This is a genomic window from Actinomyces israelii DSM 43320, assembly GCF_000711965.1.
GTDB classification, from domain to species: domain Bacteria; phylum Actinomycetota; class Actinomycetes; order Actinomycetales; family Actinomycetaceae; genus Actinomyces; species Actinomyces israelii.
In genome coordinates this window covers 1-24,737 of sequence record NZ_JONS01000025.1, presented here as the reverse complement: position 1 = coordinate 24,737, position 24,737 = coordinate 1, and the positions used below count along the sequence as shown (strand labels likewise).

At 68.0% G+C, this 24,737-nt stretch carries 10 protein-coding genes; 2 read left to right on the top strand and 8 right to left on the bottom strand.

Annotation, left to right across the window (positions count from 1 at the left end):
- Positions 1 to 50: 50 nt before the first annotated feature.
- The gene (locus tag O145_RS09775; protein WP_043562497.1) at positions 51 to 422 is read left to right on the top strand and encodes a DUF2516 family protein; all 372 of its coding nucleotides are present in this window, start codon (positions 51 to 53) and stop codon (positions 420 to 422) included.
- Entirely contained in the window at positions 422 to 889 is a 468-nt protein-coding gene (gene dtd, locus O145_RS09770; protein WP_043562496.1) for a D-aminoacyl-tRNA deacylase, read from the top strand. The genes O145_RS09775 and dtd overlap by 1 nt, the downstream gene beginning before the upstream one ends.
- Before the next feature lie 130 nt (positions 890 to 1,019).
- Here the strand turns inward: dtd and O145_RS09765 are convergent, their stop codons facing one another.
- From O145_RS09765 to O145_RS09730, 8 genes are all read right to left on the bottom strand, one after another.
- Entirely contained in the window at positions 1,020 to 1,883 is an 864-nt protein-coding gene (locus O145_RS09765; RefSeq protein ID WP_043562495.1) for an ABC transporter permease, read from the bottom strand.
- Positions 1,880 to 2,872 carry an ATP-binding cassette domain-containing protein gene (locus O145_RS09760; RefSeq protein ID WP_052374943.1) on the bottom strand — a complete coding sequence of 331 codons (993 nt, stop codon included), beginning with the start codon at positions 2,870 to 2,872 and terminating at the stop codon, positions 1,880 to 1,882. Before O145_RS09760 ends, O145_RS09765 begins: the two co-directional genes overlap by 4 nt.
- A gap of 332 nt (positions 2,873 to 3,204) precedes the next feature.
- The gene (locus O145_RS09755) at positions 3,205 to 5,754 is read right to left on the bottom strand and encodes an ABC transporter permease (RefSeq protein WP_043562494.1); all 2,550 of its coding nucleotides are present in this window, start codon (positions 5,752 to 5,754) and stop codon (positions 3,205 to 3,207) included.
- Positions 5,751 to 6,572 (bottom strand): ABC transporter ATP-binding protein, encoded by an 822-nt coding sequence (locus O145_RS09750; protein WP_229118488.1) that lies wholly within the window; start codon positions 6,570 to 6,572, stop codon positions 5,751 to 5,753. Before O145_RS09750 ends, O145_RS09755 begins: the two co-directional genes overlap by 4 nt.
- Positions 6,573 to 6,614: 42 nt before the next feature.
- Positions 6,615 to 9,776: an AfsR/SARP family transcriptional regulator gene (locus tag O145_RS09745; protein WP_052374942.1), complete on the bottom strand. Its 3,162-nt coding sequence runs from the start codon at positions 9,774 to 9,776 to the stop codon at positions 6,615 to 6,617.
- Positions 9,777 to 10,239: 463 nt separating this feature from the next.
- The gene (locus O145_RS09740; RefSeq protein ID WP_043562493.1) at positions 10,240 to 10,455 is read right to left on the bottom strand and encodes an MbtH family protein; all 216 of its coding nucleotides are present in this window, start codon (positions 10,453 to 10,455) and stop codon (positions 10,240 to 10,242) included.
- Positions 10,456 to 10,461: 6 nt separating this feature from the next.
- A complete protein-coding gene (locus O145_RS09735; protein WP_267489928.1) occupies positions 10,462 to 18,150 on the bottom strand; it encodes a non-ribosomal peptide synthetase in 7,689 nt (2,562 codons plus the stop codon).
- Between the two features lie 77 nt (positions 18,151 to 18,227).
- Positions 18,228 to 24,737: non-ribosomal peptide synthetase (locus tag O145_RS09730; RefSeq protein WP_156966695.1), on the bottom strand; the 6,510-nt coding region annotated here is incomplete at its 5' end.

Here is a 24,737-nt window from a genome sequence, read left to right as displayed (position 1 = left end):
CTCCGTGCCTGCTCCAAGGCACGACGCCGCTCGGCCGGTAGGGTGGCACCGTGACCGCTCTTATCCTCACCGCGTACTACCTGGCCGTGGCCGTGAGATGGACCTGGAACCTCGCCGGCTTCTGCGCCATCGGCCTGGGCGCCTGGGCGCTTATCGACACCCTCCGGCGCCCGGCCCAGAACTTCATCGCCGCCGACAAGCGCACCAAGGGCTTCTGGCTCGCCGTCAACGCCGTCGGGGTGCTGGTCGTCGCGTTCTCGGGACTGACGTCGTTCTTCGGCCTGCTCGGCGTGGTCGCGAACGCCGTCTACCTGGCCGACGTCCGCCCGGCCCTGAACTACTACCGGCCCGTGCGGGTGCGCGTCCGCATCCGCAGGCGCGGGCAGGACGGGCGCGGCGGCGCGGGCGGCCGGCGGCGCTGATGCGCGCGGTCCTCCAGCGGGTCAGCCGCGCCGCGGTGCGCGTCGATGGCGAGGGCGGGCCGGTGACGGTCGGGGAGATCACCCGGCCCGGGCTGCTGGCGCTTGTGGGCGCCACCCACGACGACGGCCCGGCCCAGGTCGCCGTCATCGCCCGCAAGATCGCCGAGCTGCGGCTGTTCGACGGTCCGGGGGACGACGGCGGCGCCCCCGGCCGCGAGGCCTCGGTGAGCGACCTGGGGGCGCCGGTGCTCGTCGTCTCCCAGTTCACCCTCTACGCCGACGTGCGCAAGGGGAGGCGGCCCTCCTGGAACGCCGCGGCGCCCGGGCCCGTGGCCGCCCCGCTCGTGGACGCCGTCGTCGAGGCGCTGCGCGGCCGCGGCCTGGAGGTGGCCACCGGGAGCTTCGGGGCGCACATGCTCATTGACATGGAGGCCGACGGGCCGGTGACCATCCTGGTGGAGGCGTGAGAGGGCGGTACGGGGAGCTCATTATGGTGCGGCACTGCGTCGCGGAGGCGCTCCGGAGTGAGCACCCGCTGCTTGCCTTCGATCGGGGGGCGATTCCCTGCCGCCGTCACTTCAGCGAGAAGCCGTCGCTTCAGCGAACCCGGCGCAGATAGGCGCGTACCGCGAGCGGTAGCAGCACAAGGTGCATCACGAGGACGGCGACGAGGCTGATCGTGAGCGCCCGCATGACGTCACCGCCGAGCATAAGGGCCCGGGTGGTGTCAACGAAGTAGGTCACCGGGTTCACCTTGGTCCACGCCTCGAGCCATCCCGGCATTGTGGACGGGTCGGCGAAGATATTCGAACCGAATGTGAGCGGGAGGATCACTGCCGTGGCGATACCCGGTACTGCCTGAGGACTGGAGACGATCATGCCGACAAGCACGGATAGCCAGCACAGGGTAACGCCGAACAGGATCACGAGCGCACAGGCGAGCATCGCCGACAGCGGATTGGTCTTGACACGGAAGCCGAGTGCGAATGCGAGGCTGAGAAGGGCCGCGAGTGCCACTATGTAACGGACGATGTCCCCCAGCACAGCACCTATGAGGGGGGCGGACCGGCTGATAGGAAGGCTGCGGAAGCGATCGAAGACGCCTTTGTCGATGTCGGTGTTCAGCGCCATGCCTGTACCCATTGACGCGTACATCACGATCTGCACCATCAGGCCCGGCACAATGAGCTGCAAGTAGGCCCGCCAGCCACCGGAGATGGCTCCGCCGAAAAGAAACACGAAGACCACCAGGAACAGGACGGGCTGAATTACGGTGTCGACTAGAGTCGTGGGCGTCCGCACCACATAGCGGAGGTTGCGTCCAGCGAGGACGAGACTCTCCGACAGGGCCGAGAGCGGCCTCTTGACGGGGACGTCGTGATGGCTTTGGCCTGTGTCGCGCTGCGAGATCGACAGCGGGGAGGAGTCTCGTGCCGTGCGGTCGGTGGGCTGAGCGGTCATGCGGGAACATCCTCAACAGAATCAGCAATGGCAGGCGGGTTTGCGGGGCGCTCGGTGGCCGGTCGGCCGGTCAACGCGAAGAAGGCGTCGTCAAGACTGGGGAGACGCAGCGCGACCTCGTCGGTGGCGATACCGTCTGCGTCAAGACGACGGACGATCGCTGACAGCATGAGCGGGTCATCTGTCGGGACGGTCACTGTAACGCCGTCGGGTGCGACGACTGGCTCGGATCCGTGTATATCGCGCACGATCTGCACCAGTCGCCCTACCCGGCCAGGGTCGCTCGCCTTGACGACAAGGGTTTGAGCGCCAGTCTCGCGCTTGAGCTCCTGCGGCGTTCCCTCGGCGACGACGACGCCGTGATCGATCACGGTGATGCGGTCTGCAAGCTGATCCGCCTCCTCCAGATACTGGGTGGTGAGCAGAACCGTCATCCCGTCGCTCCGGAGCTCGCGCACGATCGACCAGAGGTCTTCGCGGCTGCGGGGGTCAAGACCAGTCGTCGGCTCGTCGAGGAACAGCACCTCAGGGCGGCCTACGAGACTCAAGGCAAGATCGATACGGCGACGCATACCTCCGGAGTAGGTCTTCACGGGACGTCCGCTGGCCTCCTGCATCCCGAATCTGTCCAGGAGGTCGTTGGCTCGGGCGCGGCTGTCGGCGGGTCGCAGGCCCAGGAGCCTGCCGATAAGAATCAAGTTCTCCTGCCCGGTCAGCTCCTCGTCAACTGACGCGTACTGTCCCGTGAGCCCGATGCGGGCCCGCACCGCCACAGGATCTCTCACAGCATCACATCCTGCGACCCGGACTGTTCCCGAGTCAGGTCGGCTCAACGTCGCCAGAATTCTGACGAGTGTCGTCTTGCCCGCGCCGTTCGGACCGAGTACGCCGAGCACTGATCCGCGAGGCACCGCAAGATCGACACCATCGAGCGCGAGCGTCTTACCGAACGTTTTGACGAGCCCTTCGGCCCGCACATCCATCTTCATATCTCTTCTCCCGGAGGCAGTTGTCGTCGGGTCTCGCAGAACCAGCTGTCCGGGGCAGGAGTCGGACATGGGGCGGACGGGTCCTGGCCCGGCCCGGTGTCGTTCTCGGGTCCAGGGGATCGGCAAAGCTATGGGGTGGCGGGGGCGGCGCGGTCCCCTGGGGTGACAGTGGGTGGTGCCCGGATTCGTCATGAGAGGGCCGCGCCGCCATGTCATCTCCCATCGGCACCGGCGGGCGCCGGCGGTGCTTGCCGGCTCGACGGTGCAGCAGGTGACCGTTTCTGCTGGTGACGGACGGCTTCCCCAGAGCTGCCCGCGACCGCGTCGCGCGTTCATTCCTTCTGCCCGATGACATTGACAGGCGCCTGGCGCAGCGCCACCCTGACCGGCAGCATGACCGAGATCACGCCTACCGCCATGGCAGTGCCGACGATAGCGGCGTAGATCCACGGTGGACCTGCAGGCACCACCGACCCGAGGAAGCCGATGGCCTGGACGATCAGGGGCAGGCCTCCCGCGACCGTGCCGAGAAGCACGGCGCACACGACCACCATGAGGGTCTCCCAGCGCATGGTGCTCAGGACCTGCCTGCGCGTGGCGCCGACCAGCCGCAGCAGCGCGAGCTCTCGACGTCTCGCGTTCGTAGCCACCACCAGGCCGTTCACGACCGCGATAATCACGTACCCCATGATCACCAGCAGACCGAGAAGGTTGACCCAGGCGGCCATCGTCGCCTCCGCCCGCGACGAGGTCGCGAACCCCGCCCGGTCCGTCGTCGTCATTGCCGGGTAGGGTGCGAGCGCCGCACTCACGCTGCCGGTCAGGTGCTCTTGCGAGGTGCCTTCGGCGCCCGCAACAAGAAGGCGGGTCGGCGGGGCCACATGCCCCTGGGCCGCGCTCTGCGGGAGCAGCGCCTCCCCCAGCCCGAGTCCGCGCTGGTAGATGGCGACGACACGGAGCCGAGCAGGCGCTCCGTCGCCGAGCCGTACGTCAATGAGGTCCCCGAGCCCGCGGCGCAGAGTCGCGCTGGTCGAGCTGTCCAGGGCGATGGCATTGCCACGGAGGTCCAGCAGCGATCCTTTCGTGACGCCGGGGTCGAGCACCTCCTGCGCGTCTTCGCCGGACAAGACTGAGGCGCTGAGCTCGGTCACCTCAACGTCATCGAAAAGACCCACGGGGACGAAGACCTTGCTGTCACTGACGCCCAGGACGCGACGGACATCGGGCGCGCCCTGCACGGCCGAGGTCACCTGGGGCGCAATCGGGTCTCCGCCGATGCCGGCGACCACCACGTCCGCCACCACGCCGTGCTCCGCCTGCGTCGCGACGGCGCTCGAGAGGGTCATCTGACTGTAGACCATCGAGAGGGTGAAGCCCACGGCGAGGACCAGTGGAATGACCACGCCGCTCATGCGACGGGTATCGGCTCGCGCGGACTCCGCTGCCATGAATCCGCTGGCCCCTATGCGTCGCACGGGAGCCGACACCAGGTGCACCACGGGCCTGAGGAGGAACGGGCCGGCGAGGGCCACGGTGATGACGAGCACGAGCGCGGCACTGCCCGTACCTGCGGCTCCCATATCGTTGTGGAGGAACAGCGGCATGGTCATGGCCATGCAGCCCAGGGCCAGTGTGATCCCGGCGGCCATGACGCGCCAGGGGCGCACCGGCCGCACAGTCGGGGCCGCGTCCCGCAAGGCGGAGACCGGGCTCATGGACGCCACGCTGTAGGTGACCAGCCACGAGGCCAGGAGGGCGCAGAGCACGACCAGTGCCACGCCGATCGCACCCGCCCACGGCGTCACGACCAGCCGGAGCGAGGCCGGCATGACTCCCAGGCTCACGAACACGTTCCGCAGCAGCGAAGCCACCCAGGTGCCAAGGGGCGCGCCGACGGCGCCCGACGCGAGGCACAGGATCCCCACCTCGGCGAAGACCATGGAGATCAGCTGCCGCGGCGTTGCGCCGAGCACGCGGAAGGCCGCGAACTCGCGCCTCCGGCTGCCGAGCACCAGATTCATCATCGAGGAGATGACGAAGAAGGAGACCAGGACGGCCACCCCGCCGAACGAGCCGGCGAGCAGAAGCAGCAGCGATCGACCGGATGCCACGTCCTGGTGCTCGGCGTCCGCCACCTGCTGACCCGTGCCGACGGCGAGTCCCTTGGGCAGGACTCTCTCCACCGCGGTTCTCACCTGCGCGGCACTCACTCCATCAGCGCCTCGCAGCAGGAGGACGTCGCCGGCATCCGGGTCGCGCACCAGCGAGTCCGCCTGCGCGTCGGTGAGGAACGCCGTGGGAGCCTCACCCGTCTCGACGTCGGCGGCGACCAGCCCTACCACGCTGTAGCCCTGCGGCACCCCGTCGACCGACGCCGTGACCGTCTGCCCGAGGCCGATGCCGCGACGACGCGCCTCATCGACCGTCAGCACCATCTCCTGCCCGGAGTCGGGCTGCCTGCCCTCGACAATATGAAAACCGCCCGCCGCCGCTGTAGACCACCTCCGGGCCTCCAGAGCCCGATCACTCGGGGAGGTCTCGGCCGCGTCGCCTGTGATCCGCATGGTGATCCGGTCGTCCATCACCGCTGAGTCGACTTCCGGCAGGGCCTCGACCTCCGCCGTGAGCGCACGAGGAACCCTTATGGTCTCGGGCAGCCGGACACCCGACAGAACATCACTGCCGGGAACGCGCATGGTCTGCTCGCCCACGACGACAGCATTGACGCGGGCATAGCGCTGCGCCTGCGTCGTCGAACGGAGACCGGACTCCACGAGATAGGAGGTCGCCGACAGCAGGGCCGCCGAGCAGACCAGCGCCACGAACGCGCCGGCGAATGCGGCCATCCGGCCGCGCACGGTGGACAGGGCGAGCGAAATCATGACCGCCGCTCCCCCAGGCGGGCCATCCGGGCCGCAATATCCTGGACCGAGGCGCCCGCCAGTCTGTCCACCAGCTGGCCATCCGCCAGGAAGAGGACCTCGTCGGCATAGGCCGCTGCGCGGGCGTCGTGCGTCACCATCACCACCGTCTGCCCCAGGCGTGAGGAGACAACAGCCAAGAGCTCCAGCACCTGCGTCCCGGTCGCCGAGTCCAAGGCGCCGGTGGGCTCATCCGCCATGAGCAGGTTGGGGCGCGCGATGAGCGCGCGCGCAATGGCCACACGCTGCTGCTGCCCGCCGGAGAGCTCACTCGGGCGCCGATGCAGCTGGTCGGCCATGCCGACCTGCTGAACCACCTCCAGCGCCCACTTCTTGTCGACGGGCCTCCCGCTCAGACGCAGCGGCAGGGTGATATTGTCCTCCACCGTGAGCGTAGGAATAAGGAGGTAGGCCTGAAAAATAAAGCCCACGTGATCGCGCCGGAATAATGTCAGGCGGCGTTCAGAATAGCCCGATAGATCCTGACCGCCGATCATGACCCGCCCCGACGTCGGGGTGTCAAGCCCCGACGCACAGTGCAGGAAGGTGCTCTTGCCGGACCCGGACGGCCCCATGACCGCGGTAAAGGTGCCGGGTTCCAGGCGCACGCTGACGCTCCGCAGCGCATGCACGTCTTCACCGGAGAGCCGATAGGTCTTGGTCACCTCCGTCAGCTCGAGCGCGGCGCCAGAGGAGAGGGCGTCGGAATTGCTGGGCAAAGGCGGTCTGTTCGGCAAGGTGGTCTCCAGGGCGAGGGCTTCACTTAATAGCACGAGCACCCTACCAAAGGACCACGGACAATCTCCGGACAGAACCGGGACTCATCTCAGAGGCTCATCATCCGCTGCCAGCGCCCACACGCCCGTGGCGCCGAGCCCCGTCGCCCGTCCTTCGTCGTACAACCAGCGGAAGTTCTCGGTGCCGAGGGCCTGGGTCAGGCGCTCGCCGAGGACGACAGGCGCCTTCCCCGACGCCGTACCGCCGCCCCGCAGCCGGTCGGCCATCCCGAGGGCGCGAGCAGCCATCTCCGGACGCCGGGTCGCCTCGAGGACCAACGCGGTCGTGTCTATGACGTCGGCGTCGAGCGTGGGATAGGCGATGCCGGCGACCCCTGCGGCCGCCTCGCGGATCGCCGCTTCGGCCAGCCTGACCTGACCGCGTTGCAGGTACAGCCGCGCCGTGACGAGCTCTATCTCGACCTTCAGGTATTCCGGGTCGGAGACCAGCCGAGCGGCCATCACCTCCCGTACCTCGGCCAACGAGGTTCCCGCTGCGCGGGTGTCCTCATCATCCAGAGCTGCGGCCATCATCCCCACATGGGCCAGGATTCGGTACTCCGCCGAGATGTTGCAGGCCTGCCCCAGTGTGCGAGACAGTACGCGTCGGCCCTCCTCTGTCCGACCGGCACGCACCAGGAGCCTTCCCAGCTCCACCTGGGCCAGTACCGTCACAACGCCCGAGCGCTCCTCCATTGTCGCACTATCGCGCAGAGCCTCGACCGCGCCGTCCAGGTCTCCGCGGCGTGAGCGGTGCCGTGCGATCAGGGTGACCATATGGCCGGCGCTCCAGTGATCGCCGATCTTATTGAACTCGGCTGCCGCCGTTTCCGCGCACTTCTCGGCGGCCTCGGTATCCCCCGCCGTCTCCGCGGCGATGGACTGGGCGGCGTGCCCGGCGGCCCTGACCCACGGCTCCTCATGGTCATGCGCTATCTCGAGCAATGAGGCGACTGCAGTAAGATCCCCCGCCAGCAGGGCGGACTTGCATGCGATCATCACCAGAGGCGGGTAGGTGCGAAGGGTGTCGGCGTCAACGCCCGACCACAGGGGCCGCCGCCCACCGGAGTCATCTTGGCCCGGGCACAGCGAGGCGACGAGGTCGAGAATGAGGACGACGCCGGTCGGGAGAGCATCTCGCGCTGGCTCCAGCTCGCGGAGCTGGCGCGAGATCTCATCGACGCGGCCGTGCATGATCCAGTACCATGACAGAGGAATCACGAACGCCACCAGGTCTTCCGCCCGGTCTAATTGGCGCATGGCTTCCACAATGTTGTCGTACTCTGCGTCCAGCCAGGCGAGCGACTCCGCCTGACAGCCGTACAGCAGGCCTCGGAAGGTGTCCTGCAGCCGATCCCGGAAGTACTCGACAGCAGAATGCGCAATGCGATCCGTTTCTCCGGCCTCGTCCAGACGGAGGAGCAGATAGCGCCGTGTCGTCTCGAGTAGCTGGTAACGGGCCTGCGTGTCGCTCGAGGACGAGATCGTAAGGAGAGACCTATCCACCAGAGACGAGAGCAGGAATGGGATCTCTTCCTGCGGTAAGTCGCCTCCGGCGCAGATATGCTCGGCGGTTTCCACCCTCGCACCTGCGGGGAACCACGCGAGCCGCCGCGCGAGTATCCGCTCGTCGGGGCTGAGAAGATCCCAGCTCCAGTCCAGGGTCGCGCGGAGGGACCGCTGTCGCGTCGAGTCAGTACGCCGAGCCGACGAGAGGAGCTGGAACATCTCGTTCAGGTGGCCGGCAATGCCCTCGATCCCCATGGACCTGGTGCGGGTGGCCGCCAGCTCGATTGAGAGTGGGAGTCCATCGAGTCGCTGGCAGACGTACTCCACGAGGGCGCGATTGCCGTCATGGATGCAGAAGCTCGGGTCCGACAGGCCGGCGAGCTGCTCGAACAGCTCGACGGCGCCACTGCTGGCGCCGCTCCCGTCGGGCAACGGGAGCGGCGGTACTCTGAGTACAGCCTCGCCCGCCACCATAAGGGGTTCCCGGCTGGTCGCCAGGATCCGCAGGTCGGGGTGCAGCGGCAGCAGCTCAGAAACCAGAGCAGCAGCGGGCTCGATCACGTGCTCGCAGTTATCGAGGATGAGCAGTGTCGGCATGTCGGACAGTGCCGAGGCGATGCGGGGAATGCAGGCCGGCGAGCGCGAGGGCGTGAGCATGCCGTGGGCGCTGAGCGCGGCGCTCACTCCCTCCTCGAGGCTGTCCCCGTCCCGCAGGGCGGCGAGCCCCACGAAGCAGATGCGCGGCGCGGGGCCGCGGTCGGACGGGCGATCAGTCGCGCGCGTCGCGTACTCGACGGCGAGACGCGTCTTCCCGACACCGCCGGTTCCCGTCAGCGTGACCAGGCGAGTGCGGTCCATGAGCTCGTCGATCAGGTGGATCTCCCGGTCGCGGGCCACCGCCCGAGTGAGGTACGGGCTCCTCCACCCCGTGGGCGTGGCCTGCTCGTCGCGCAGGATCTCCTCGTACAGCGAGGTCACCCGTCGAGCGGGGGCCACGCCGAGCTTGTCGTTCAGCGAGTGCCGCAACCTGTCGTAGGTCGTCAGTGCGGCACCTCGCTGGCCCGAATCGTGCAGCGCCCTCATGAGAAGATAGTGGGTGCGCTCACGCAACGGGAAGGCGCTCGCCAGCGACTGCAGGTCGCCAACCGCCGCCTCTGGCCCCTCAAGGCTGGACACGGCGACAAGGCGGTCCTCCTGGCCCTGCAGGTGCAGGTCCTCCAGCCGTGCCGCCTCGCGTAAGGCGAACTCCGACCTGATTCCCGAAAGAGGCGCTCCTCCCCATAGCGATAACGCCTGGACCAGCGCCTCGTTCGCCCGCGCGGGCGCGTTCTCGCGCAGAAGGCGTGCGCCCTCGGTCACCAGGTGCTCGAACCGATGCGCGTCGACGCGCATCGGTTCGATGACGAACCGGTAACCGCCGCCGTTGGGGACGGGCCCGACGGCAAGACGGTGCTTTGCGAGCCTCGATCGCGTCCGCGAGGCCAGCCGACGGAGCGTCTCGGTACCGCCGTCGGGGATATCGTCTTCCCAGATGTCGTCAAGCAGCGTCTCCGCCGGTACGACGACCCCTGCCGAAAGCGCCAGGCGCGCGACTAGCGCGGCCGTGCGCCGGCCGGACAACCGGATCGCAGTCCCGTCCGCATCGAGCACCCGTACCGGACCCAGAAGCCGGACGAAAGCGCTGTTACTCTCTTCCATCCTACACCATTCTCAAGTCATAGAAACATTGTGCTCAAGCTCCGCGGCGCAGTGACGGCCCGGCCATCGGTCGCACAGCCCGGGCTTAGGCCCGGCTTCACGAGGACGCGCCGGTCGACTTGTTCGTTCCGCCGCAGATCCGGCGCAGGTGCCGGGCGGCTACCGTGTTTCCGATCCCTGCCACTATAAGAGTGAGAACATTCTTCTCGCAAGGCATGAGGACCGATTGCTGGGGCGCGGTCCGCGTGGGCGAGGAGCCGGCGGGCCGGGGCCCGCGCGTTCGGTGCGCGCTCCTGGCGCCCTCGCCGCGTAATCTCGATCGTACCCTTCGGGCGAGTCCTCCTCGCCCTGGGCGTTGGCCGTCATGTTGTTCTCGCGCCTGGCCGATCAGTCGAGACGAGGGGCTTTGGACGTGTTGAGGTGCGGAGGCCCGCGGCCTCCGCACCTCAACAGGGCGACGGTGTCAGCCGTCAGTCGACCTGATCAGGCTGTTCGGGCGCATATCCGTCCAGTTCTTCTCGACGTAGGCCAGCGCGTCGGCGCGTGAGCTGTCGCTCAGAACCTGATCCCATCCTTCGGGCACGGGAGAGAAGGCGGGCCATAGCGAGTACTGCCCCTCGCTATTCATCAGCACGTGATAGCTGGCATTGTCGTCCTCGAACGGGTTGGTGTTATTCATGGTGAGTCACTTCCTTCTTGTAGTGGGACGGGACGGCTCGTCTCTCAGGTGCTGCCGTGCAGGCGTCTCAGCGGCCAGCCGGGTGAGAGTCTCGACATGGCTGTTGGCCAGTCGCTGGACGGTGTTCTCGCGATGACGGTTCTTCGAGTACGTCCAGCTGAATGACAGTGAACCGTCTATCAGCGCGCCGGTGATGTCGAGCAGGTTCGACCGCGCCTCCTGCGGGGCGTGGTCGAAGCCCGGGGTGGGGAGCATGCGGGCCACAACCCCGTCTCCCCGGATATCCTCGCCGAAGCGCCCGAGGTAGTTGAAGACCACGGGGGCGGGTGCGTCGGGAACGAGGCCCTGGTCGGGCGCGCCTCGCAGGTAGCGGAGGGCGCCATAGCTGATTCCCTCCGGCACCTGCCTCGTCTGCCGCTTCACGCTCGCGACGAGCTCGACCAACGTACTTGCAGGCGAGGTTTTGAGAGCGAGTGGATAGAGCGTCGTGAACCACCCCACGGTACGGGAGAGATCCACGTCTTCGAAGAGATCGTGGCGGCCGTGGCCCTCCTTCTCGATCACGATCTCCGGCTGGCCCGCCCAGCGGGTCATCACGTGGGCGAGAGCGGCGAGGAGGAGATCGTCGATCCGGCATCGGAGCACCCCGGTTGTATGACTCACAAGGTGCTCGGTCACATCCGCTGGGACTGACGCCACTACGGTGCGCTCCGACGCCACATTATGCGCTCCGTCGTTCATGTCTGTGGGAATCGAGCGGATTCGGCTCACCGTGTCGGTCCAGGCCTCGAGGTCGCTGTCGAAGGCGCCGGCGCGCGTGCAGTCGATCAGACGTCGCATCCAGGTGGGGAACGAGGTGGTTGACAGGCGTGCGGCTGTTGTGCCGCCGGCGTCGTAAAGGGTCTGAAGATCCTCCAGGACGATCTGCCAGGAGACGGCGTCCACTACCAGGTGATGGGCGCTTAAGAGAAGCTCTCGCGGACACCCGTCCTGTGCGAGGACGAAGGCCTCGAACAGCGGTCCGTTCTCGAGCCTGCTCGCACTGCGCTCTCGCCTCGCGCATTCCAGCACTGCCTCGTCGGCGGGGCGCCCACCGATCTCAACGACATGCACGAGTCCGGGGTCCACCCCGCCGTTAAGGTGCTGGTGCCAGCCATCGGCGTCCCGGTGCGCGCGTAGCCGCAACATGTCGTGATGCTCGACGAGCGCCAGCAGAGCGCTCCTCAGGCGATCGATGTCGATGCCGGAGGCCAGCTCGTAGCGCAGCGACATGTCGAAGTGCTGCGGAGCCAGTACGTGCGAGTCGAAGAACCAGTGGCTGATCGCCGACGTGCTGACGGGCCCCTCGACCTTCTCGTACTCAGTTCTCCTCGCCGAGGCGGGACGGCGCTGGTCGAGCGCGGCCGCAAGAGACTCGACAGTCTGGTAGGTGAAGAGATCCTTGGTGGTGACTTCCCAGCCGGCAGCGCGGATCTGCGACACGAGCCGGATGCTCAAGATGGAATCGCCGCCGAGGTCGAAGAAGTTATCGTGCGCCCCAACACGGCTGACCCCCAGCTGCTGCGCCCAGATGGCCGCGAGGCGCGTCTGGGTGTCCCCCTCCGGGGCGACGAACGCGGCGGTGCTGAAGGCCTCGTCGGGCGGTGGTGGAAGCAGCGCACGTACCGTCTTACCCGTGGAGCTCAGGGGGAGAGCCTCGAGAGGCACCAGCGCCTGGGGGACCATGTACTCGGGTACGACCTCGCGCAGCATCGATCGCAGCGTCACCATGTCCAGCGACGCTCCGGAATCCGGCACAACATAGCCGACCAGCCGGCGGACGCCCGGGACGTCCTCGCGCACCGCGACGGCTGCCCGGGCGACATCGGGCAGCGCTGTTAGGGCGCTCTCGACCTCGCCCAGCTCGATTCGGAAGCCTCTGACCTTGACCTGATTATCGTTTCGGCCGAGAAACTCCAGCTGCAGCTCTCCCGTCCAGCGGACAAGGTCACCTGTGCGATACATGCGAGCGCCGTCCGCACCGGGGCACGCGACGAAGCGCTCTGCGGTCAGCCGAGGCATGTTGTCGTAGCATGCCGCGACATTGGCGCCGGACAGGTACAGCTCTCCGCGGACCCCGGCGGGGACCGGCCGGAGCCGGTCGTCGAGCACATGGGCGGTGAGACCGGCCACGGGACGGCCGATGAGCGGCCTCTCCCCGTCGGTGACGCGCCACACCGTGCTGTTGACCGTGCTTTCGGTAGGCCCGTAGAAGTTGAGGACGGCCGGGATGCCGGCGGCGGCCAGCCTATGGTGCAGGGTGCTGCCGAGGGCCTCTGCGCCGACCGTGAGCACGGTCTGGCGATGGTGCCCCTCGTCGAGCAGCCCTGCGGTGACAAGCTGCTCCAGGTAGGACGGGGTGGTGTCGAAGTAGTCGATACGGGCGTCAGAGAGGTACGCGCACAGGGCCTCGGGGTCCGTCCGGGTCTCCTCGTCGATAATGTGGAGGTGATGGCCGTTCAAGAGCCACGCCAGCGGGTCCCAGGAGGCGTCGAAGGTCCAGGCCGACAGGTGCGCGGCAGTGAGCTCGCGGCCTGTGTCCGAGCGGTCGATCTCATCGAGCACCGCGATGCGGTAGGCGGTGAGCATGGCCGAGACATTGGCACGGGTGACGACGACGCCCTTCGGCTCACCCGTAGAACCCGATGTGTGGACAATGTACGCAGCATCGTCCGGCCGCGGTTCGCGCACCGGGGCAGTCGCCATGCTCGCCGTGCTCTCGTAGTCCTCAAGCGCGCGCATGGGCAGGATCGGCAGATTCTCGCCGACGAGTGCTCGCAGTTCGCGGGCGTTCACGTCCGTGAGCACGGCCCGCGCCCTGGACTGCGACAGGATGTGGCGTACGCGGTCCGCCGGGCCGGCCGGGTCGACGGGCACGTACGCCGCTCCCACCTGCAATACTGCGAAGATGCCGGTAACAGCGTCGACGGAGCGTGACAGCGCTGTCGCCACCCGGTCGCCGACGCCGATGCCCCGCGCCGATAGGGCCGCCGCCGTGCGCTGAACGCGGGCACTGAGCTCGCCGAAGGACACCGTTGCGCCGTGCGCGGTGACCGCGGGGCTGTCCGGCCGCTCGTGGGCGTTCTTCGCAAGCAGGGCCTCGGGCAGCAGCGGTGGGGCGTCTGCGCCGGCCGGGCCGGTGCCCGCTGCGAGAATCCTCTCGGTCTCCGACGGAGTCATGAGGGCGGTGTCGCGGACCAGCTTCTCCGGATGGTGCGCGAGCTCGGCCAGGACGGTGACAAGATGCTGCGCGAGCTCAGCCATGCTGCCGGGGTCGAACAGGTCGGCGTCGTACTCGACGATGCCGGTGAGCATCCCGTCGGCCTCGGCGAAGTCCACGCTGACGTCGAACAGCGAGTGGTTGCGGGAGACCGGGTACTCCTCGACCTCGACCCCCTCCAGGGCCCACCCGTCACCGGTCGGGGCGTTCTGCAGCGAGATGAGAGCCTGCACGAGCGTCGGACGCGAAGGATCCCGTGCAGGGCTGATCGCGTCGACCACGCTGTCGAACGGGATGTCAGCGTGCTGGAACGCGTCCAGGAGGCGGTCGCGGACCCTGCCGACCAGCGTCAGCAGGTCCTCGTCCTCGTCAACTGCGATACGGGGCGCGATCGTGTTGACGAAGAAGCCGACCACATTCTCCAGGCCGACGTGATCGCGGCCGGAGGTGACGGTTCCGAGGGCGATATCCTTCTGCCCCGAATGGCGCGATAGGACAAGCAGCGTCGCCGCGTACAGGACCATGAAGAGAGTGGCCCCTGATCGCTGCTCAAGATCTTGCAGACCCGCGAGGGTCGCAGCCGGGACACTGAAGGCGCAGGTATCTCCCCGGCCGGTGCGGACGCTGCGGCGGGCGTGGTCGGTCGGAAGATCCAGGGGCTCGAGACCAGCCAGCTGCTCCCGCCAGAATGCGAGGCCCGACTCATAGTCCGGCGACTTCCAGAAACGGTCCTGCCAGGCCGCGTAGTCGATGTATCGCACCGTCGCGGGCGGGAGGGCGGGCGTTTCGCGTCCGCTGCACCGCGCGTACAGCGCCATGAGATCCCGTGAGATAATCGATAGGCTCCACGCGTCCATGATGATGTGGTGCATGCCAACAGCGAGAACGTGCTTCCCGGGCGCCTCCCGGACCAGGAGGCAACGGGTGAGTGGCCCGGCGGACAGGTCGTAGGGCGCGTGCATGAATGTCTCCACCGCCTGCGAGACGGCATCCTCACGCTCATGCTCGGGCAGGTGGCTCAGATCGACGCGGTTGAGGACCGGAGCGTCAGGGGCGGGCAGGATGGTCTGCATCGGGGTGCCGTCCTCATCACTCGTGAACACCGTCCGCAGACACTGGTGCCGGTCGAGCAGCCTGCGCAGGGCCTGCTCCAGCGCCGAGGCGTTCACGCCGCGTAGCCGCAGTGCGATACCGGAGTTGTAGGAGGTGTCCTCGGGATCGTGAGTCTGGAGGAACCAGAGCCGGCGCTGGGCGGCGGAAAGGGGATAGCGGTCGGCGTCGGCGACTCGCTCGAGGACGGCTGCCGGCGCGGTGCCGGTACCATGGCGCTCCTCCAGCAGCGCTGCGAGCTCGCCGATCGTCGGGCTGTCGAAGACTCTGCGGACCGGTAGCCGGTCTCCCAGCTCTTCGGCGATCTTCGCCACCATTCGCACCGCCGTGACGGAATCGCCTCCAATACGGAAGAAGCTGCTGCGCACCCCTACGTGGTCGAGCCCCAGGAGGTCGCACCAGATTGCTGCCAGCTTCCGCTCGATGTCGGTCCGCGGCTCAGCAGGCTCTTGGCCGTCGAGCTTGGACCAGTCGACGGCCGGGAGCCTCCTCCTATCCACCTTGCCGTTGGGAGTCAGCGGCACCTCAGGAAGATCGACGAATGCGGCGGGCACCATGTAGCTCGGCAGGACGGCGGCGGCCTCGGCCGCCAAGGAGTCCGATGAGACCGTCCTCTCCTGCGAGGGGACCACATAGGCGACAAGACGCGTGCTGCCCGGCTGGCCCGTCACGGTCGCGACGGCGCGCTCGACTCCCTTGAGCGTCGCGAGCACGTTCTCGATCTCACCGAGCTCCACGCGATAGCCGCGGATCTTGATCTGGGTATCGGTGCGCCCCAGGAACTCGAGCGCGCCGTCGGGCCGTCGCCGTACGAGGTCGCCTGTGCGGTACATCCTGCTGCCGCGCGGGCCGTGCGGATCTGCGACGAAGCGTTCGGCCGTGAGGCCGGCGCGGTTCCAGTAGCCCAGGGCCAGGCCCTCGCTGCCGATGTACAGCTCGGCTGGAATGCCGTCGCTCACCGGCCGCAGCCAGCGGTCCAGCAGCTGCAGACGACACCCAGGGATCGGCTTGCCGAGCGGCGGTACATCATCGCCGGACAGTCCCTGCAAACGCCTGGAGACGGAGGCGCAGACGGTGACCTCGGTCGGGCCGTAGCCGTTGTACACGGAGCGTGTGGAGCCGAATCTCTCCACGAGCTCGCCGCTCCACGCCTCTCCCGCCAGGACCAGGGTGGTCACTCCGGCGAGGTCCTCGTCCTCCAGGGCTGCGACGAGGGCGGGAGGGATGACGGCGTGGGTCACTCCGAGGTCGGCGAGTGTGGATCGCAGTGAGGAACCGGCGAGCATCGGCGGCGGGACAACGACGAGTGCCGCCCCCCGCGTGAGCGCCATGAGGAATTCATAGATGGACGCATCGAAGCTGGGCGATGCGAACTGTAGGACTCTGGAGCCGGTGCCGATGCCCCACACGTCTCGCTGCATGGCGGACGCGGCCGCGAAGCCGCGATGGCTGAGGAGCACGCCTTTGGGACGCCCCGTGGATCCCGAGGTGTAGATCATGTAGGCGGGCTGGTCCACCCGACTGGCCGCACGAGTCGGCTCGCCCTCACCCATATGAATGCAGGCAACGTTCTGCGGGAATCGGTCGGACTGCTCCTCGCTCGTGAGCACCGCCGCCATCCGGGCGTCGGCCGTCATGTACGCCAGCCGATCGGCTGGATAGTCAGGGTCTAGAGGAACATAGACGACACCGGCGTAGAAACAGGCCAGGAAAGCCGTGATCAGCTCGGGCCCGCGCGGCAGGCAGACTCCGAGGCGGTCGCCTTTCCCCAGCCCCCGGGCCAGCAGGTGTCCCGCCAGACGCGCGGCCCTTTGGTCGAGCTGGGAGTAGGTCATCACCGTATCGGGGCCCACGACGGCCGGTGCCTCCGGCGTGTCCGCCACGTGAGCCGTGAACAGCTCCATCAGCGTGGCGGGGGCGGGGGCATCCGGCCCACACCACGCACCCGGCTCAGGGGCCCTCAGCGGCTGCTGCCGGAGAGGAGCGGTGTCCGGCGCCTGGCGCAGAACGCTGTCGAGATCATCGGCCATTCGAACAATAGTCTTCGTCTCGAACAGCCCGCGGTCGAACTCGAACGACACGTCGAGGCCGGTCTCGGACTCGACGACCTCGATCGCAATGTCGAAGACGGACTGTTTTCGCGCGACGGGAAAGCTTGACACGGAGAGGTCGCCGAGCGCGGGAGTGACAGTGCCGACGTTCTGCAGGATGAGCGCCACCTGCACGAGTGGAGGAACCGCCGGGTCGCGTTCATCGAGCACCGCGTCGACCACGAGATCGAAGGGCACCTCCACATGATCGAAGTCTGCCAGCACCTCGTCCCGCGTCCGGCGCAGGTTCTCGCGGAACGACAGGGTCTCGTCCACAGCGCCCCGCAGCGCCAGCGTATTGACGAAGAAACCCACCAGTGGCTGCAACCGGGGATCATCGCGACCCGCGGTCACGGTGCCCAGCACGACGTCGTCCTGGCGGGACCAGCGCGCCAGGACGATCCGGGTCGCCACCAGCAGCGTCATGTAGATGTTCGCATGCTCTTCCTTTGCGAGATTGCGCAGTCGGGCCGTCGTCTCGCTGTCGATGCTCATGCGGTGGTTGGCGCCGCCTGTGAGGCGCCGCTTGTGTCGCGGGTGGTCGTGCGGAAGGTCGATCACCGTCGTGGCGTGCGCCAGCTTGTCGTGCCAGTACTGCAGGGAGGCGTCGAACGCCGGTCCCGAGAGCCGTGCTCGCTGCCATGCGGCGTAGTCCGCGTACTGGAACGGCAGCTCCGGCAGGGTCTTGGCGAGGGAGTCCGCAGACATGTCGGCGTTCGCGGCCGCGGCACGGTACAGGAGGTCGAGCTCCCTCTGGAGGATACCCATCGACCAGCCGTCGGTGACGATGTGATGGATGGTGACGAGCAGGACATGATGGTCATCCCCGGTGCGGAAGAGGCAGGGTCGCCACAGCGGTCCCTCCGTGAGGTCGAACGGAGCGCCGTAGGTCTCGGCGACGGCGTCGGCCAGACGGGACCGATCCGTCTGCACGGGTGCCACGGCGACCGGGGACGGCGCGTGCACAACCTGGCGGCCCTGCCCGTCCACCTCCGTGAAGGTCGTCCGCAACGACTCGTGGCGGCGCTCCAGCGCCGTCAGGGCCCGGTCGAGCGCGGAGACGTCCAACCGGCCCCGGATCTCGAGGGCGAATCCGGAGTTGTAGTCGGTGCGGCCGGGCTCCATCTGGTCCAGCAGCCACAGACGCTGCTGGGCGTGGGAAAGTTCCAGCGGACCCGAGCGCGGCACGACGGGTATGTCGTCCTGTCGCCCTGCGCGGTTCTTGAGTCGGCGCATAACCTCCTCTTGCAGTCTGGCCCGATGGCTGTCTGTCGTCTCGCTCATGTTCCTGCTTCCTGGTAGGTGCTCGTCTGTCAGAGGCCCTTTGACAGGTGGTCCTCCACCGCCTGCGCATAGGCCTGGACCGTCTGGGCGTCGAATAGCGTTCGGGTTGGAATCGAGAGGTCCAGTGCCCGATGGATCTCGCCCGCGACCTGAATGCTCTTCACCGAATCACCGCCGATGTCGAAGAAGTTGTCGTGGCGGCCGACGCGCTTGCGGTGCAGGATCTGAGAGAAGATCTCGGCCACGAGCTCCTCGGTCGGCGTCCTCGGCTCCTCGAACCCGCTCTGCGCGGCGCTGTCCCAGTCCGGGGCGGGCAGCGCCCGGCGGTCGACCTTGCCGTTGGGGTTCAGGGGCAGGGCGGGCACTATGACGATCGCCGTCGGCACCATGTAGCCGGGCAGGATCGCCGAGAGGGCGTCGCGCATCTTCTGCGTATCGGCTTCGCTCCCGGTGTCGAGCATCACGTGCGCGACGAGAGCCTTCCCCCCGGATGGTTGCCTGAGGACCGATACGACGGCGAGCGCCACGTCTGGCAGGGACCGCAGCGCCGTCTCGACCTCGCCGAGCTCGATCCGGAAGCCGCGCAGCTTGACCTGGGAGTCGGCCCGCCCGACGAACTCGAGCCGCCCGTCCCGGTCCCACCGGACCAGGTCGCCGGTGCGGTACAGGCGAGACCCCCCGGAGAACGGATCGGCTACGAAGCGCTCACAGGTGAGGCCTGGGCCTCCGTCATAACCCAATGCGGTCCCCGCACCAGCGAGGTACAGCTCGCCCACCGCGCCCACCGCCACTTCACGCAGGCTCGCATCAAGGACCCGGGCCGTGGTGTTGTCCATCGGGACTCCGATAGGACAGTATCCCGCAGCGGCCTGCTCCCTCGTGATCGGGGTGGCAGTGGCGAACGTCGTCGTCTCCGTAGGGCCGTAGACGTGGTGCACGGCCGTTGTCGGACACGCGTCAATGACGCGAACGAATGATTGCGGATCAGCCGCCTCGCCGCCCGTCCAGACCTGGTGCAGACCCTCGAAGCAGGAGGCGTCCTCCTGCGAGAAGAGGTTGAACAGCGCCGTCGTGAGAAAAGCAGACGTGATCCTGTGCTCCGCCACCAGCTCCTTGAGGGACTGGGGCGAGAGGGCCTGCCCGGGAGCGACCACAACGGTCCCTCCTCGCAGCAGCGGAACCCAGATCTCGTAGGTCGCGGCGTCGAACGCATGGGGGGAGTGGAACAGCACTCGCTCATGCCCCTTGTCCCAGCGGTGGTCGCCGGCGAGCGAGACGACGTTCTGATTCGACACCACGACACCCTTCGGCGTCCCCGTGGAGCCGGAAGTGAACATCATGTACACGGGATGGCCCGGGAGAAGCGCCGTGGCCGGCAACGCGCTGGTGCCGCTGCCCTCGCGCACTGTCCCGTCCTCCGCCATCTCGACAACGGTCATGTCGGGCGGGAAGCGCCCCGCATCCTCCGCACTGGCAACAGCGATAGACATATCGTGCGTCCGCGCCAGCCGGGCCACGCGCTCGGCTGGGAGGGTATCGTGCAGCGGCACGTATGTCCCGCCGAGCATGAGTGTCGCGAGCATGGCGACCACGACGCAGCGGTCGCGCTTCATGGAGAGCATCACGCGCGAGCCGGGTGCCGCGCCCGCTGCCGCCAGGGCCTGAGCGGCCCGGGTCGCCCGCTCGTGCAGCTCGCGGTAGGTGAGGGCGCCGTCGGCACTCACAAGAGCGGGCGCCTCCGGGGCGCGGCGGACCTGTTCGCGGAAGAGGTCGACCACGCTGAGACGCGCTACGGGCGTGCTGCCGCCATCACTGAAGACCGCGATCCGGTCGTCGGATGCGCCGGCGACCTGTGCGAGTGGTCGTTCACCGTCTTCGACGAGCGACAGGAGGATCCTCTCAAGGTCGTCAAGGAGGCGCCGGGCGGTCCTCGGCTCGAACATCGAAGGCTCGTGCCCGAGGATCAGGCGGATCCTGTCATCGGCGTAGACGCTCAGGGCCAGGGGGTAGTTGGTGGCTTCTTCGGCGGTGACGTGGGTGATGGTGAGGTTGTGTTTGTTGTTGTGGTCGGGGTTGATGGGGTAGTTCTCGAAGACGACGAGGCTGTCGAACAGGGGTGTGTCGCCGGGGAGGTCGGCTTGGGCCTGGATGCGGTTGAGGGGGAGGTAGTCGTGCTGGCGGGCGGTGAGCTGGTGGTCCTGGAGGTTGTGCAGCCAGGTGGTGACGGGTGTGGTGGGGGTGATGGTGGTGCGTACTGGGAGGGTGTTGATGTAGATGCCGATGGCGTTCTCGATGTCTGGTTGGTCGGCGGGGCGGCCGCTGGTGGTGGCGCCGAAGATGATGTCGGTGTGTCCGCTGTGGGCGGCCAGGAGGAGTGCCCAGGCTCCCTGGATGATGGTGTTGAGGGTGAGTCGTTCTTGTCGTGCGAGGTCCTGGACGGCGGTTGTCTGGGTGGTGCTCAGTGTGGTCTCGGTGCGGCGTCGTGAGCGTGCTTCCCGTCTTGCGGTGGGGGTCTTGTCGTAGGGGAGGGGTGTGGGGGACTCGATGTTGGCGAGGGTGTTGTGCCAGTAGGCGAGTCCTTGCTGGTGGTTCTGGTGGGTGAGCCAGGCGAGGTGGTTGCGGAAGCTGGGGCGTGGTGCGGGGGTGGTGCCGGTGTAGGTGGTGAGGACGTCGTCAAGGACCAGGGGCAGGCTCCAGCCGTCGAGCAGGATGTGGTGGAAGGTCCATATGAGGGTGGTGGTGGTGTCGGTGGTGCGGACGAGGTTGAGTCGCATCAGGGGTGCGGTGGTGAGGTCGAGGGGGGTGTTCTGGTCGTTGTGGCGGAGCTGGTCGAGGTCGGTGTGGTTGGTGCGGGGGTCCTTGTGGCGCCAGTCGTGGATGGTGGCGGGGATGGTGGCGTGGGTGGTGATGGTCTGCAGCGGGGTGGTGAGGTCGTCCCAGACGGGGGCGGCGCGCAGGGCGGGGGTGGTGTTGATGACCTGCTGCCAGGCGCGTACGAGGTGGTCCGGGTCGTCGAGGCCCTCGATGGTCAGGGTGATCTGCTCCAGGTAGGCGTTGTCGCCGTTGAGCAGGGAGTGGAACAGCATGCCCTGCTGCATGGGGGTCAGGGGCCAGATGTCCTCGGTGGTGGTGGTTGCGAGGCGGTCGGTGGTGGCCTGGTCGATGTCGACCAGGGGGAAGTCGGAGGGGATCGCTCCGCCGGCTTGCTCGGACTGGCAGAACGTGACCAGTTCTTTGAGCTCCTGGGTCAGGTTGTCGGCGAGCCGCTGGATGGTCTCCGGCTTGTGCGCTGTGGAGGAGGCGAGCCAGGACAGGGCGAGCCTGTCGTCCTGATCGACGTAGGCCACGATGTCGATCAGGTGGGGCCGCTGCTCCTGGGGGTGGCACTCGTCGCCGTTGTTCAGGGCGAGGCGGGTGTGCAGCGGGCCGTCGTGGTCGAAGCGGCCGAGGTAGTTGAAGCTGACGGCGGGCGCGGGCGCGGGGACGTCGTGGTGGGTGCCGTAGCGCAGGGCGCCGTAGCCGATGCCGTGGCGGGGGACGTCGCGCAGGGTCTGCTTGGTGGTCTTGATCTGGGTGTCCCAGTCGGGGGCGTAGGCCAGGGCGAGGGGGAACATGGTGGTGAACCAGCCGACGGTGCGTGACAGGTCGACATCCTCGAAGAGGTCCTCGCGGCCGTGGCCCTCAAGATCGATGAGAAGGGTGTCGTGCTGGGTCCAGGTGCGCAGGACACGGGTGAGGGCGGCCAGGAGGAGGTCGTTGACCCGGGTGCGGTAGACGGTGGGGATCTTGCGCAGGAGGGCGCGGGTGGTGTCGGGGTCCAGGCGGACGGTGGTGGCGGCCTGGGTCGCGACGGTGCCGTTGCCGGTGCGGTCGTAGTCCCGGGGGATGGTGGTGGGGGTCTCGGCGAGACCGTGCCAGTGGTCGATCTCGTCGTCGAAGTAGCCGTCCTGGGCGGCGGTGGTGAGCCGGTGGGCCCAGTCCTGGAAGCTGGTGGTGCGGGCGCCCAGGTCGAGGGGCCTGCCGGTGGCGGCCTGCTCGTGGCAGGTGAAGAGGTCCTCGACCAGGATGCGCCAGGACACGCCGTCGACGACGAGGTGGTGGACGAGGAGGAACAGCTGGTCGGGGCCGTGACCGGTGAACAGCGCGATGCGGGCCAGCGGGCCGTCGGCGAGGCTGAGACTGGTCTGAAGACGGTGGATGCGGTGCTCGCGGGTGGCGGCGGCAGCCTGGTCGTCCAGGCCGGTCAGGTCGATGGTCTCGACCGGGATGCCGGCCTGGTCGGGCGCCAGGATGCGATGGGTGCCGTCGGGCAGGACCCGCAGGCGCAGCATGTCGTGGTGCTCGGCGAGCGCCCGGGCGATCGCGGGCAGGTGCTCGGGCTGGAAGGTGTCGGCCAGCTCGAGGCGGACCGACATGTTGAAGTGGTCGGGGCCGACGGGGTGGGTGCGGTGGAACCAGCGCATGATCGGGGTGGGCTCGACCGGGCCGACAACCGGGCCGGTGCCGGTGGCGCCCGCGGCCCCGCTCGCAGCGGCGACCTCGGCCAGGGCGGCGACGCTGGGACGGGAGAAGACCTGCTTGGTGCTGATCACCAGGCCCTCGCGGCGGGCCCGCGAGACCAGCTGGATGCTCAGGATCGAGTCCCCGCCCAGAGCGAAGAAGTCATCGTGGACGCCGACGCGCTCCAGCCCCAGGACCTCACAGAACACCGACGCCAGAATCCGCTCGACAGCGGTACGGGGCTCGACCGGATCGCCCTGCGCGCCACCGCCCCACTGCGGGGCGGGCAGCGCCCGGCGGTCGACCTTGCCGTTGACCGTCAACGGCATCGAGTCCAGCACCACCACCGCCGCCGGCACCATGTAACCCGGCAGACGACCCGCCAGCAGCTCGCGCAGCCGCGAGGAGGAGACCCCCTCCCGCCCGACGACATAGGCCACAAGAGCCGCACCCCCCGGCGCCTGCGAGGACACGACGACCACAGCATTGTGAACCCCGGGCAGGGACCGCAGCGCCGCCTCGACCTCGCCGAGCTCGATCCGGAAGCCGCGCAGCTTGACCTGGGAGTCGGCCCGCCCGACGAACTCGAGCCGGCCCTCCCGGTCCCACCGGACCAGGTCGCCGGTGCGGTACAGGCGGGACCCCCCGGAGAACGGATCAGCCACGAAACGCTCCGCAGTCAACCCCGCCCGACCCAGATAACCACGAGCCACACCCGCCCCACCCAGATACAGCTCACCCACACACCCCACCGGAACCCGACGCAACGCCCCATCCAGCACACGCGCCACCACACCATCCAACGGAACACCGATGTTCGGCTCGACGTCGGCAGTCATGGGGCTGCTCATCGTTGCGGCGATGGTCGCCTCGGTGGGTCCGTAGGCGTTGATCATGGTGCGTCCGGGGGCCCAGATCCGCACAAGCTCGGAGGAACAGGCCTCGGCGCCGACAACCAGGGTGCGCAGCTCGGGGCAGCGCCCCTTCGGCACGGTGGCCAGGATTGATGGAGGAACAAGCGCAAGGTTGACATGCTCCGCCTCCATCGTCGTGGCGAGCTCCTCGCCGACAAGAGGTCCCGGCGCGGGCATAACAAGACACGCGCCGGCGTCGAGTGCCATGAGGACCTCCATGATAGAGGCGTCGAAGCTGCTTGATGCCATCTGCAGGACCCGCCAGGAGGGGTCCGTCCCGAATCTCCTGCTCATGGAGCGGCCAAGAGAGGTAAGACCGGCATGGGTGACCGCCACGCCCTTGGGGCGGCCGGTCGAGCCCGACGTGTAGATGATGTACGCGAGATCGGTGCCGAGGACCGACGGGAAGCCGTGCCGCTCGGGACCGGCCAGCAGCTCCTCGAGCGTGATGCGCTCAGCGGCATCGCAGGCGGTCATGGCTCCAGAGCCGGTCTGACCCACGATAAGAGTGATTCCCGAGTCGCCGGCCATGTAGGCGAGCCGGTCGTTGGGGTAGCTCATGTCCAGCGGCACGTAGGTGCCTCCGGCGGCCGAGATGCCGAGCAGCGTCGCGAGCATCCAGGGGCCCCGCTCCAGGGATACGCCCACCCGCGTACCGGCCTCGACGCCGCGCCCGCGCAGGTGGGCTGCAATACGGGTCGTGCTGTCCAGCAGGCGTGCGTAGGACCAGGTCCCCTCGGGGCTGGTGACAGCGGGTGCGTCTGGACGCCGCTCGGCGTGCCGGCGCAGCATCTGGAAGAATGTACGAGCGGGAAGAGCCTCGCCGGTCTGCTCCCAGGCGCGCAGCCGCTCCTCGTCGGAGGCCGGGGCGAGGCTCAGCTGGCGGAGTGGAAGGTCCGCCCCTGACACCAGCTCCTCGACCCGCGCGCACAGCTCATCCAGCAGGCTCTGCGCCGTGCTCGCACTGAACAGGTCCGGATCGTAGCGCAGCTGCATCTTCATCCGGGAACCGTCGTAGGCCACAAGAGTGAGGGGGTAGTTGGTGGCTTCTTCGGCGGTGACGTGGGTGATGGTGAGGTTGTGTTTGTTGTTGTGGTCGGGGTTGATGGGGTAGTTCTCGAAGAC